This is a genomic window from Tahibacter aquaticus, from assembly GCF_004363655.1.
In the GTDB taxonomy this organism is placed as follows: Bacteria; Pseudomonadota; Gammaproteobacteria; order Xanthomonadales; family Rhodanobacteraceae; genus Tahibacter; species Tahibacter aquaticus.
Genome location: NZ_SNZH01000005.1, coordinates 223,626 through 235,430 on the forward strand (window position 1 = coordinate 223,626; position 11,805 = coordinate 235,430).

General features: G+C 66.2%; 12 protein-coding genes. 8 read left to right on the plus strand and 4 right to left on the minus strand.

Features of this window, described 5'->3' with window-relative positions; genetic code table 11:
• Positions 1–98: 98 nt before the first annotated feature.
• From DFR29_RS10105 to DFR29_RS10115, 3 genes are read left to right on the plus strand one after another with little or no spacing between them, the layout of a single operon-like run.
• Entirely contained in the window at positions 99–3,881 is a 3,783-nt protein-coding gene (locus tag DFR29_RS10105; RefSeq protein WP_243746006.1) for a response regulator, read from the plus strand.
• Positions 3,866–4,714: a CheR family methyltransferase gene (locus DFR29_RS10110; protein WP_243746007.1), complete on the plus strand. Its 849-nt coding sequence runs from the start codon at positions 3,866–3,868 to the stop codon at positions 4,712–4,714. Before DFR29_RS10105 ends, DFR29_RS10110 begins: the two co-directional genes overlap by 16 nt.
• Positions 4,711–5,289 carry a chemotaxis protein CheB gene (locus tag DFR29_RS10115; protein WP_133818469.1) on the plus strand — a complete coding sequence of 193 codons (579 nt, stop codon included), beginning with the start codon at positions 4,711–4,713 and terminating at the stop codon, positions 5,287–5,289. Before DFR29_RS10110 ends, DFR29_RS10115 begins: the two co-directional genes overlap by 4 nt.
• Before the next feature lie 83 nt (positions 5,290–5,372).
• Here the strand turns inward: DFR29_RS10115 and DFR29_RS10120 are convergent, their stop codons facing one another.
• The 4 genes from DFR29_RS10120 to DFR29_RS10135 all read right to left on the minus strand — a co-directional run bounded on the left by DFR29_RS10120 (position 5,373) and on the right by DFR29_RS10135 (position 6,543).
• Positions 5,373–5,606, minus strand: a complete 234-nt coding sequence (locus tag DFR29_RS10120) for a hypothetical protein (RefSeq protein ID WP_133818470.1) — start codon at positions 5,604–5,606, stop codon at positions 5,373–5,375.
• 161 nt (positions 5,607–5,767) lie between these two features.
• The gene (locus tag DFR29_RS10125; RefSeq protein WP_133818471.1) at positions 5,768–6,001 is read right to left on the minus strand and encodes a hypothetical protein; all 234 of its coding nucleotides are present in this window, start codon (positions 5,999–6,001) and stop codon (positions 5,768–5,770) included.
• A complete protein-coding gene (locus tag DFR29_RS10130; RefSeq protein WP_133818472.1) occupies positions 5,998–6,156 on the minus strand; it encodes a DUF3309 family protein in 159 nt (52 codons plus the stop codon). Before DFR29_RS10130 ends, DFR29_RS10125 begins: the two co-directional genes overlap by 4 nt.
• 30 nt (positions 6,157–6,186) lie before the next feature.
• Positions 6,187–6,543, minus strand: coding sequence for an EF-hand domain-containing protein (locus DFR29_RS10135; protein ID WP_133818605.1), 357 nt, complete (start codon positions 6,541–6,543; stop codon positions 6,187–6,189).
• Positions 6,544–6,863: 320 nt separating this feature from the next.
• On the opposite strand from DFR29_RS10135, the gene DFR29_RS10140 reads away from it, so the two are divergent.
• The 5 genes from DFR29_RS10140 to DFR29_RS10160 all read left to right on the plus strand — a co-directional run bounded on the left by DFR29_RS10140 (position 6,864) and on the right by DFR29_RS10160 (position 11,754).
• Positions 6,864–7,874 (plus strand): SDR family oxidoreductase, encoded by a 1,011-nt coding sequence (locus tag DFR29_RS10140; RefSeq protein ID WP_133818473.1) that lies wholly within the window; start codon positions 6,864–6,866, stop codon positions 7,872–7,874.
• Positions 7,875–7,918: 44 nt separating this feature from the next.
• Positions 7,919–8,311, plus strand: a complete 393-nt coding sequence (locus tag DFR29_RS10145) for a hypothetical protein (RefSeq protein ID WP_133818474.1) — start codon at positions 7,919–7,921, stop codon at positions 8,309–8,311.
• Positions 8,312–8,581: 270 nt separating this feature from the next.
• A complete protein-coding gene (locus tag DFR29_RS10150; RefSeq protein ID WP_133818475.1) occupies positions 8,582–9,286 on the plus strand; it encodes a hypothetical protein in 705 nt (234 codons plus the stop codon).
• 89 nt (positions 9,287–9,375) lie between these two features.
• Entirely contained in the window at positions 9,376–10,668 is a 1,293-nt protein-coding gene (locus DFR29_RS10155; protein ID WP_133818476.1) for a nucleotide sugar dehydrogenase, read from the plus strand.
• Between the two features lie 78 nt (positions 10,669–10,746).
• On the plus strand, positions 10,747–11,754 hold the full coding sequence (locus DFR29_RS10160) for an NAD-dependent epimerase (protein WP_133818477.1): 1,008 nt from the start codon (positions 10,747–10,749) through the stop codon (positions 11,752–11,754).
• The last annotated feature ends 51 nt before the right edge of the window (positions 11,755–11,805 follow it).

An 11,805-nucleotide genomic window follows, 5' to 3' on the forward strand; every position in this document is an offset into this window, starting at 1 on the left:
GCTGGCAACCCGCGCCGCCGGGCCAGGCCGTAGGCGCCCGCGCCTGCTACCTGAGTGCGCTGAAATAATTTCACCTTTTTCGCGCGCCGCAACAATCGGTGACTCCGCTACCATCGCCATCGGAATACGCCCACGCCTTGGCCAGCCTGTCGCGGCAATGGCGCGCGTACGCCGCCCTGCGCTTCCGGCGCCGCGGCCGCACTGCAGAGGTGGACTACCGCATGGACGAGGCCGGCGCCCGCGCGTCGTGGCTGGGCAACCGGCCCATACAGGTCAAACTGGCGCTGGCCTTCGGCGCCATGCTGCTGGCTTTTGTCGCCGCCTGCGCCGGCATTGTCTTCGCGCTGGACGGCCAGGCGCGCACGCGCGCAGCGCAGCAGGCCACCATCCAGGTCATCGACGCCGCGCAGGAACTGCGCAGCGCCATGCACGAAACCGAGATCGCCGTGTATGCGCTGCTGGCCGAAACCCGCAGCGACGGTGCCGAGCAGCTGAAAGTGGCCCGGCAGCGTCTGCAGCAGCGCCTGGACGAGCTCGACCGCGGCGATGCAGCCCAGGACGTACAACTGCACAGCCTGGCAGTCGACATTTCCCGGCGCAGCCGCGACTGGCTGGCCACGGCGGTCGAGCCCGTCCTGGCCGACCTCGATGCCATCGGCAGCGACAGCCAGCGCAGTCAGCGCCTGCACGCGCTGACCCAGCATTTCGACCAGCTCGACCGGAAAAACGGCGACCCGCTGCTGGCGCTGCTGGGCCAGATCCAGGTCAAGGCCGAGGCCGAGCTGCACCAGCGCCGCGGCGAAGCCGACCAGGCCACCCGCACCACCGAGTGGGCGGTGCTGGCGATGCTGGCGCTGGGCGTGCTGGTCGGCGCGGTCGCGCTATGGCTGTCCGCGCGCCTGATCGTGCAGCCGATCCGCGATCTGACCACGCTGATGACCCGGCTGGCCAACCATGACCACGATGTCGTGGTACCGCAGCAGCAGCGCCAGGACGAAGTCGGCGCGATCGCGCGAGCACTGGAAGTGTTCAAGCGCACCGCCATCGACACCTGGTGGCAGAACCGCAACACGACCGCGATCGGCGAAATCTCCGCGGCGCTGCAGCGCTGCAGCGACACGCAGGAATTCGCCGATACCCTGTGCAGCGAGCTGACACCGCGGCTGCAGGCCGGCATCGGCCTGTTCTTCCGCTACGACAGCGAAAGCGCACAGCTGCAGCGCCTGGGCAGCTACGGCTACCGCGAACGCCGTCACCTGGAAACGCGCTACGCCCTGGGCGAAGGCATCACCGGCCAGTGCGCGCGGGAGAGCAAGACCATCGTGCTGGCGCCAGTTCCCGACGACTACGCACGCATCCACTCCGCCAGCGGCGAAGCCGCGCCGCGCAGCGTCATCGCGCTGCCGCTGCTGCTGCAGCAGCGCCTGCTTGGCGTGATCGAGTTCGCCAGCTTCGCCGCCTTCGACGAGCGCCAGCAGCAATTGCTCGATGCGCTGCTGCCGCTGGTCGCCCTGAGCTGGGACAACCTCAGCCGTGCCCTGCACACGCAGCTGCTGCTGCAGCGCAGCCAGGCCCAGGCGCAGGAACTTATCGCCTCGGAAGAAGCCCTGCGCGTGCAGCGCGAGGAATTGCGCTCGGCCAACGACGCGCTGTCGGCCAAGACCGCACAGTTGGAAGAGCAGCAATTGCGCCTCCAAGCCTCGGAAGAGGAACTGCGCGTACAGGCCGAGGAATTGCAGGCGTCCAACGAGGAACTGCGCCAGAAAGGCGAAACCCTCAACGAACAGAAGCACGTACTGGAAGGCCTGCAGCGCGAGACCGAGCACAAGGCGCAGGAACTGGCCCGCGCCAGCCAGTACAAGTCCGACTTCCTCGCCAACATGTCGCACGAGCTGCGCACGCCGCTCAACAGCATGCTGATCCTGTCGCGCAACCTGGCCGACAACGACGACGGCCGCCTCGCCGCCGACCAGGTCGAATCGGCCCGCGTGATCTACGACGCCGGCAGCAACCTGCTGCGGCTGATCAACGACATCCTCGACCTGTCCAAGATCGAAGCCGGCAAGATGGACGTGCTGATCGAAGCGGTGCCGCTGCAGCAGCTGGCGCACAGCCTGATGCGCACCTACCGGCCGCTGGCGCGGGAAAAGGATCTGCGCTTCAGCCTGGAAATCGACGATACCCTGCCGCTGCAGATGCACAGCGACCTGCCCAAGCTGGAACAGATCCTCGGCAACCTGATCGGCAACGCGATCAAGTTCACCCGCGAGGGCGAAGTCAGCGTGAATTTCGCGGCCTGTCCGGCCGAGCTGGCGCAGCCGCTGGGACTGGCGGCGGACGAACTGGTCGCCATGAGCGTGATCGACAGCGGCATCGGTATTCCGCCGCACAAGCTCGCGGCGATCTTCGGCGTGTTCGAACAGGTCGACGCCAGTACCGCGCGCCAGTTCGGCGGCAGCGGCCTGGGTCTGTCGATCGCGCGCCGGCTGGCGCAACTGCTCGGCGGCGACGTGTCCGCCGACAGCAGCGAAGGCCGCGGCAGCCGCTTTACCCTGGTCACGCCGCTGCGCGCGCAGCAACGCATGATCACGCTGGACAGCCCTGCCGTGCTGCCGTCCGCGCTGCCAGCGGCAACGGTACAGCCGCCGGCCAACCCACGCGCCAGCACCCCGGCGACAGCCACCATTGTGGAAAACTGGATCGCCGACGACCGCGACGCGATCCGCGCCGACGACACCGTCATCCTCACCATCGAGGACGACCGCCACTTCGCCCGCGTGCTGGTGGAGCAGATCCGCGCCAAGGGCTTCCGCGCGCTGGCCGCCGGCGACGGCGAAAGCGGCCTTGCCCTGGCCGCGCAATTCCGTCCCAACGGCATCCTGCTCGACGTGCTGCTGCCAGGGATGGACGGCTGGGCCGTGCTGCGCCGCCTGCAGACCAATCCGGCCACCCAGGGCATACCGGTGCATTTCATTTCCGGCGTGGACGAATCGGCGCGGGGCCGCGAATCGGGCGCTGTCGGTTTCCTCACCAAGCCGGCGCCGCGCGAAGGACTGGCCCTGGCGTTCGAGCGCCTGCTCGCCAACGACCAGGGCCGCCAGCGCCATGTGCTGGTGATCGACGACGACGAAGACTCCTATCTCATCGTCGCCAACCAGCTCGCCGCACCGACAGTACTTGTGGAAAATGCACAAACCGGCCGCGACGGCCTGGACCTGCTGCGCGAACGCCATTTCGACTGCCTGGTGCTCGACCTGCAGCTGCCCGACATGTCCGGCTTCGAATTCCTCGACGAGTATGCCCGCCTGGACGACACGCCGCCCGTCGTCATCCATTCCGCGCGCGACCTGTCCAGCGACGAAAGCCTGCGCCTGCGCCAGTTCACCGACAGCATCGTGATCAAGGGCGCGCGCTCGCCGCAGCGCCTGCTCGACGAGGTGCGCCTGTTCCTGCACAGCATGCGCAAGGACGACCGCCACTACGTCGCGCGCGAGCTGGACCGCGGCCTGAGCGGGCGAAGCGTGCTGGTGGTCGACGACGACATGCGCAACATCTTTGCCCTGTCCAAGACCCTGCGCGCCCGCGGCCTCAACGTGCTGATGGCGCAGGACGGACCCAAGGCACTGCGCCAGCTCGACGACAACCCGGCCATACAACTGGTACTGATGGACATCATGATGCCTGGCATGGACGGCTACGAAACCATCCGCGAAATCCGCAAGCGCCCTGCCCTGGCCCGGCTGCCGGTCATCGCCATCACCGCCAAGGCCATGCGCGGCGATCGCGACCGCTGCCTCGAGGCCGGCGCCAACGACTACCTGTCCAAGCCCCTGGACATCGACAAGCTGCTGTCGATGATGCGCGTATGGCTGCCGGCCTGATGTCGCGCCCCGAGGTCGAGGAAGTCGAACTGGAATTGTTCGTGCGCGCGCTCAAGCTGCGCCATGGCTACGATTTCGGTGAGTACGCACGCGCCTCGCTGCGCCGCCGCGTCAACGCCCTGGTGCAAGCGCAGGGCCACGGTTCCATCGGCGAGCTGACCGCGCGCCTGCTGCGCGACGATGCCCTGCTGCCCGTCGTCATCGCCGGCCTGTCGGTGCCGGTCTCGGAAATGTTCCGCGATCCGGCCGTCTTCCGCCGGCTGCGCGACGAGGTATTGCCGCTGCTGGCCTCGTACCCGCAGATCAATATCTGGCAGGCCGGCTGCGCCTTCGGCCAGGAAGTCTATTCCCTGGCCATACTGCTGGAAGAAGCCGGCCTGTACGACCGCAGCCAGATCTACGCCACCGACTTCTCCGACGCCGCCATCGCCCGGGCACAGGAAGGCATCTTCCCTGCGCGCGAGGCGCGCCTGTATTCGGAAAACTACCTCGCCGCCGGCGGCCAGCATTCCCTCGCCGACTATTACCACGCGCGTTACGAACTCATCACCATCGACGAGCGGCTCAAGCGCAATGTCACTTTCGCCAACCACAACCTGGTCTGCGACGGCGTGTTCTGCGAGGCGCACCTGATCCTTTGCCGCAATGTGCTGATCTATTTCACCGACCCGCTGCAGAACCACGTGCTGGAACTGTTCCGCGACAGCCTGGTGCGCAGCGGCTTTCTCTGCCTGGGTACGCGGGAAAACATCGCCTTCGCCCGCGCCGGCCGCGACTTCCGTGCCGTCGACGCGCGCCTGCGCATCTTCCAGCGGGAACAGCAGCGCGCATGAGGGCAGCGGCCGACCTGGTCGTACTGGGCTGTTCCGCGGGCGGCCTGCGCGCGCTGCATGTGCTGCTGTCGGGCCTCGCGGCGAATTTTCCCCTGCCGCTGGCTGCGGTCTGCCACACCGGTTCCGAAGACGTCAGCCTGCTGTGCGAACTGCTGGCCCGCTCCAGCACGCTGCCGGTGCAGGAAGCCAGCGAGCGCTGCGCGCCAAAACCTGGACAAATATATATTGCGCCATCTGGCTATCATCTGTTGCTCGGTGTCGACGGCCGCTTCGCCCTGTCCGTCGACGCCCGTGTCGGCTATGCGCGGCCATCGATCGACGTGCTGTTCCAGTCCGCCGCCGAGGCGTGCCGCGGACGCCTGATCGGCGTCGTCATGACGGGCGCCAACAGCGACGGCGCCGAAGGACTGCAGCAGATCCGCCGCCGCGGCGGCGTGGGTATCGTGCAGCGGCCCGACGATGCAGAAGCCTCGGCGATGCCGTCCGCAGCACTGGAACTGGCCGGCGCCGACCATTGCCTGCCGCTGGAGCAGATCGCGGGCTTGCTCAACCGGCTTTGCGGGGTAGTGCGCTGAGGCCCGCGGCGCAATTCACTGCGCTTATCGCGCCCCACGACGCAGACCGCGGCAGGCAGTCGCCGATCGAATCGGTGCCGGTGCTAGTGCAGGCGCACGCCGTAGCAATGCCACAGGCAGACTTCGCCCGCATCGTCGACAACGCTGATATCGGTACTGATGCCCGACTCCAGCCAGCAGCTTTCGGCCAGGTCGAGTACGTGGTCGATCGCCTCCGAACAGGTGGTGTGCAAGGCCAGCAGCAGATCGCCGCTGACGATGGACCAGGCGCCGTCGGCGCTCTGCGGACAGACGAGATAACTGAGATGAGAATGCATGGGACCGTTTCCGTTGCTTTGCGAGCGAACGGTCCGCAGCAGTTTGCATGCCACCGCGCTGGCGCGTTCAGCCGGCGGCGTAGGGATTGCTCTTGATTTATTCAATTACACAAATGCTGTGCTCGCAACAGACACCTCGGCCACGAACACAGCAGACAGCGCTATTCCAGAGGCTTCAGCCCGGGCACGGGTGGCGAATCCACCGGCGCGGGATCGGTCGGCCGCGACGGCTTGCGCGGGTCCAGTGGATCGTTGCTGTTGCCGCCGTCGCCGAGGCCGTCGTCGGGCGGCGGCGTGCTATGCGCCTGCGGCGCATAGGCCTGGCTGACCAGGGCAGTGGCCAGCACGTCGATGGCACCGCCGGCAAGCCCTGCCTGCTGCTGCGCCGCGCTCATAGGTATCCGCCGAACAGCAGTACCGCAACGATGACTACGGCAACCAGCAGGCCACCACCCGGCGCATAGCCCCAGCTGCGGCTATGCGGCCAGGTCGGCAAGGCACCGATCAGCAGCAGCACCAGGATAATCAGCAAAATCATTGACAGGCTCATGGTTCTCTCTCCTTGGGTAAGTTGACCGCTTCAATGCTTGTCGTGGCGTCCGGCCCAGTGCGCATTCCATTCGTCGCGCGAAATCGTGCCGTCGCCATCGCGATCGATCTTGCTGAACTCCAGTCCCACCGCTTCGTCGGCACCAAGCTCGCTCTTGCTCAGTTTTCCGTTCTTGTCGGCGTCGAGCTGATCGAACGAGGCAAACGATGAATCGCGCTTGTCCGCAGCAACAGGTTGCACGGGCTGGCGCGGAGGCGGCGTGCGCTGTTCGGGCTCCTGCTCGGCGCGGGCGCTGTCGACGGGCTGTGGCTTCTGCTCGCTGGCCTGGGCCGCGGCGGCCAGGCCCAGCAGTGCAATGGCAACAATGTTCGATACGCGGCGTTTCATGGCGGCTCCGGGCAGATTCGCAGTCAAGCTTGCTAGTCCTGCAACGCAGGAAGCGTGCCTGCGCCAGTGAAGCCGATGTATGCATCGACCCGTGACGCCGTATCTCGCGCGGCTTAACGATACTTTTCTTTTTTTCCACTCTGGCAGAGTCTGCCAGCCCTCGCACAGGCGCCGGCTGCGCCGCGCAAGCTGCACGAAAGTCTGTACACGAGTCGCGCATTTTGCAGATCAAGCGGTGGCTTTTGTCGCCTTTGCGCAGCCATCGCACTGGCATCGCTCTTGCGTCTGCCAGTCTGCACATACCGTGAGGAGGACAAGCAATGCCCCGCAAGAAAGCGCCGACCGCAACCGCCGCTGCCGCAACAGTCGAACGCCAGCGCCGTATCCAGCAGGCGGTGGACGGCAAGGAGCAGAAGTCCGCCAGCCCCGGCGCCAAGCGCAAGGAAAAACCTATTGGCGCGATGCAGGCCGGCCCGCGCGAACAACCGCAGAACCCGCTGCCGCAGCAACACCTGAAGAAGCCCGGCAACGAATTCGAACTTGACCCGCTGCCGCGCTTTCTCGCCCCGCACTATGTCGGCAGCGGCAAACTCGAAGACATGGTCGCCATCGTCACGGGCGGCGATTCGGGCATAGGCTGCGCCGTCGCCGTGTTGTTCGCCCGCGAAGGCGCCGATGTCGCCGTATTGCACCTGGACGAGCCTGAAGACGCCGAAGTCACGCGTAAGAACATCGAAGCCGAAGGCCGGCGCTGCCTGGTCATTGCCGGCGATGTGCGCGATGTGGAGTTCTGCCGCAGCGCCGTCGCGCGCACCGTGCAGGAATTCGGCCGCCTCGACGTGCTGGTGAACAATGCAGCGTTCCAGCAGCATTGTTCCCGCCTGGAAGACCTCAGCGAACTGCATCTGCAGGAAACCCTGCAAACCAATATCGCCGGCTACTTCCATATGGCCCGCGCCGCGCTGCCGCACCTGGGCGAAGGCGCCTGCATCATCAATACGGGCTCGGAGACCGGCCTGTTCGGCAGCAAGGAACTGCTCGACTACTCCGCCACCAAGGGCGCCATCCATGCCTTCACCCTGGCCCTGGCGAGCAACCTGCAGTCCCGTGGCATCCGCGTCAACGCCGTGGCTCCCGGGCCGGTGTGGACGCCGCTGAACCCGGCCGACCGCAACGGCGAAGACGTGGCCAACTTCGGCAAGGACAGCGCCATGGGCAGGCCGGCGCAGCCGGAAGAGCTGTCGCCGGCCTATGTCTTCCTCGCCTCGCCGGTCTGCTCCAGCTATATCAGCGGCGCCATCCTGCCGGTGATGGGTGGGCCGCGCGGCTAGCCTGATTTTGTTTATACATTTTGTATTTATGAAAGGAGAGGCTCATGCCCCGCGGCGACAAATCCGCCTACAACGGCAAACAGAAACGCCAGGCCGAACATATCGAGCAAAGCTACGAAGAGCGCGGCATACCCAAGGAAGAAGCCGAACGCCGCGCCTGGGCGACGGTGAACAAGCAGGACGGCGGTGCCAAGCCCGGCCCCAAGGCCAAGCATCCGGCGCGCAAGAAGGTTGCGACGAAAAAGACCACGGCAAAGAAGGCTGCGACAAGGAAGACGGTGGCGAAGACGGCTACGACGAAAAAAGCCGCCGCAAAGAAATCCACCGCGCGCAAGACCACGGCGACGGAAAGTGCAGGCAAGAGGCCGGCGGCCAGGAAAGCAGCCTCCCGTAAATCCGCTACCGAGAAAACGCCGCGCAAGACCGCAAAACGCTGAGCAGCGGGGCCGCGGGCGAGCATATTGCCCGCCCCGGGCAGCCAGACGGCAAAAAAGCGAGCTGCCACACCCAAAATCTGCCCTGGCGCACAGCAGCGTATTGCCTAGTCGTCACACTCCCCCCCGCGCAACCGACGCCAAGGATATGGCCGGGCGCAACACGGCCCGGCTACACAGGGCGGCGTCCCGGGGCTGTAATGGCAGGCCGAGGCCAGGCAAAATGAGATGTGCGTCACAGTTTCCGCCTGATCGCTGCCCAGGACCTTCGCTTTGTCCATGCCTGCCGACTACCTCGCCGACTACCGCCTGCTGGGCCTGCAGCCGGGCTGCGACCTTCCCACCCTGGAAAAGACCTGGCGACGCCGCCTGGCCGAACTGCATCCGGACCGCGCCGGGCCGGCCGGCGCCGATGCCTTGCACAGCGCGAACGTCGCATTTCGCCGCCTGCGCGCGTTCGAGCGCCAGCACGGCCGCCTGCCGCTGACAAGCGCCGTCGTGGACGCTGGCGGCCCGCCGGCGCCACGTTCCAGCGCAACGCGCCAGCGGCGCGCCGGTGCACTGGCACTGGCCTGCCTCGGCGTCATCGTCGCGGCATTTGGAATTTTGTACATCAATATAAAAAGAACGGAGTCGCCTGCCGCCGAGGCGCCGCTGCCGGCCGTCGCAGCCACTGCATTACCAGCACCAGCACCAGCACCAGCACCAGCTGCAGCAGGCAAAGCCATCGCAGCAAAGCCCGCAAGCACCAGATCCACAGCAATCAAGCCCGCCACCAGCAGGCCCGCCAGACAGCTGAAACTGGGCGACAGCCGCGACAACGTCGCCGCGCTGCTTGGCGCACCACCGCTGCGCAACCGCGACCGCTGGGACTACGGCCCCTCGCATGTACGCTTCGCCCGCGGCCGCGTCGTCGACTGGTACAGCTCGCCGCGGCAGCCGTTGCCGGTCACCGGCGAGCGGCCGGCCACACGCTGATTCCGCCGCTTGCCGCCCGCATGCGCGCCGAATGGCAACAGCCCGCCGCCGCACAGTAGACTTCGTCGCTTTCAACGGAGTGAGCGTTCATGAGTGCAGCGGTCCCGGGCAGCCTCGATGCAGTCCATATCGGCATCATCGGCCTGGGCTACGTCGGCCTGCCGCTCGCGGTGGAATTCGGCCGCCAGCTGCCAACGCTGGGTTTCGACACCAACCGCGCCCGCATCGCCGAACTCGCCGCTGGCCGCGATCACACGCTTGAAGTCGATGCTAACGAACTCGCCAGTGCCGTACACCTGCGCTGCAGCGGGGAACTGGACAGCCTGCGCGACTGCAATGTCTATATCGTCACCGTGCCCACGCCTATCGATGCGTTCAAAAGACCCGACTTTGCCCCGCTGCTCAACGCCAGCCGCAGCGTAGGCCTTACGCTGGCACGCGGCGACGTGGTGATTTTCGAATCCACGGTCTATCCCGGCGCCACCGAGGAAGTGTGCATTCCGGTGATCGAGCGCGAGTCCGGGCTTACCTACAATGTGGATTTTTTCGCCGGCTACAGCCCCGAACGCATCAACCCGGGCGACAAGGCCCACCGCCTGCCCGATATTGTCAAGGTGACGTCGGGCTCCACGCCGGCCGCGGCCGATTTTGTCGATGCGCTGTACCGGCGCATCATCCGTGCCGGCACGCACAAGGCCTCCAGCATCCGCGTGGCCGAGGCGGCCAAGGTGATCGAGAACACCCAGCGCGACCTCAATATCGCGCTGATCAACGAACTGGCGCAGATCTTCAGCCGCCTCGGCATCGACACCCTGGAAGTGCTCGAAGCCGCCGGCACCAAATGGAATTTCCTGCCGTTCCGGCCCGGGTTGGTCGGCGGCCATTGCATCGGCGTCGACCCGTACTACCTCACGCACAAGGCGCAGGAGATCGGCTATCACCCGGACGTGATCCTGGCCGGCCGCCGCATCAACGACGGCATGGGGGCCCATGTCGCCCAGCGCGTGGTGCGGCTGATGACACGCCATCGCATCCACGTCGTCGATGCGCGCGTGCTGGTGCTGGGGCTCACCTTCAAGGAAAACTGCCCCGACCTGCGCAACACCCGCGTCGTCGACGTGATCGACGAACTGCGCGGCTTCGGCATGCAGGTCGACGTGTACGACCCCTGGGGCGATGCACAGCAGGCGCGCGAGGAATACGCCATCGAGCTGCTGCCCGCACTGCCGCAGGGCCGCTACGACGCCATCGTGCTGGCCGTCGCACATCGCGAGTTCGCCCAGCTCGGTGCCGCCGCGCTGCGTGCCGCCGGCAAGCCCGACGCTGTGCTGTTCGACGTCAAGAACCTGTTCCCGCGCGACCAAGTCGATGAAAGGCTGTAGCGCGCCGCCGCCACGGTTGGCGGATGGGCCGCGGCACACGCGGTTTTATTGCATTTCCTCTCTTTCCGGTCTTCGACTATGCGCATCCTGATCACCGGAGCCGCCGGCTTCATCGGCTCCAGCCTCGCCCATCGCCTGCTCGACCGCGGCGACGACGTGCTGGGCTACGACAACCTCAACGACTATTACGACGTGCGCCTCAAACAGGCGCGGCTGGACCATCTGCTCGCGCGCGAAGGTTTCCAGTTCGTCAAAGGCAGCCTGGAAGACCGCAACGCGCTGGAAGCGGCCTTCGACGATTTCGCGCCCGAGCGCGTGGTCAACCTGGCGGCCCAGGCCGGCGTGCGCTATTCGCTGGAAAACCCGCGCGCCTATATCGACGCCAATATCGTCGGCTTTCTCAACGTTCTCGAAGCCTGTCGCCATCGCCGCATCGAGCATCTGGTCTACGCCTCGTCCAGCTCGGTCTACGGCGCCAATCGCAAGCTGCCGTTCGCCGTCGAGGACAGTGTCGACCATCCGCTCAGCCTGTATGCCGCGAGCAAGAAATCCAACGAGCTGATGGCGCATACCTACAGCCACCTGTTCCAACTGCCGACGACAGGCCTGCGCTTCTTCACCGTCTACGGTCCCTGGGGCCGGCCGGACATGGCCTTGTTCCTGTTCACCCGCAAGATCCTCGCCGGCGAGCCCATCGACGTGTTCAATTTCGGCAAGCACACGCGCGATTTCACCTATATCGACGATATTGTCGAAGGCGTCATCCGCACGCTGGACCGTGTACCCGCCGGCGATCCCGACTTCGATCCGCTCAAGCCGACGCCGGCAAGCAGCCTGGCACCCTACCGCGTCTACAACATCGGCAACGACAGGCCGGTCGAGCTGTCGCGCTATATCGAACTGATCGAACAGGCGCTGGGCCGCACGGCGCAGAAGAACCTGCTGCCGCTGCAGCCCGGCGACGTGCCCGACACGGCCGCCGACGTCAGCGCGCTGATGCGCGATACCGGCTACAGCCCGGCGACACCGGTCGAAGTCGGCGTAGGCCGCTTCGTGCAGTGGTATCGCGAGTTCTACGCGGTCTGACCCGCTGTCCGCCGTCGCACTGGCAGGGAAGGCGCGATCTGACGCATATTC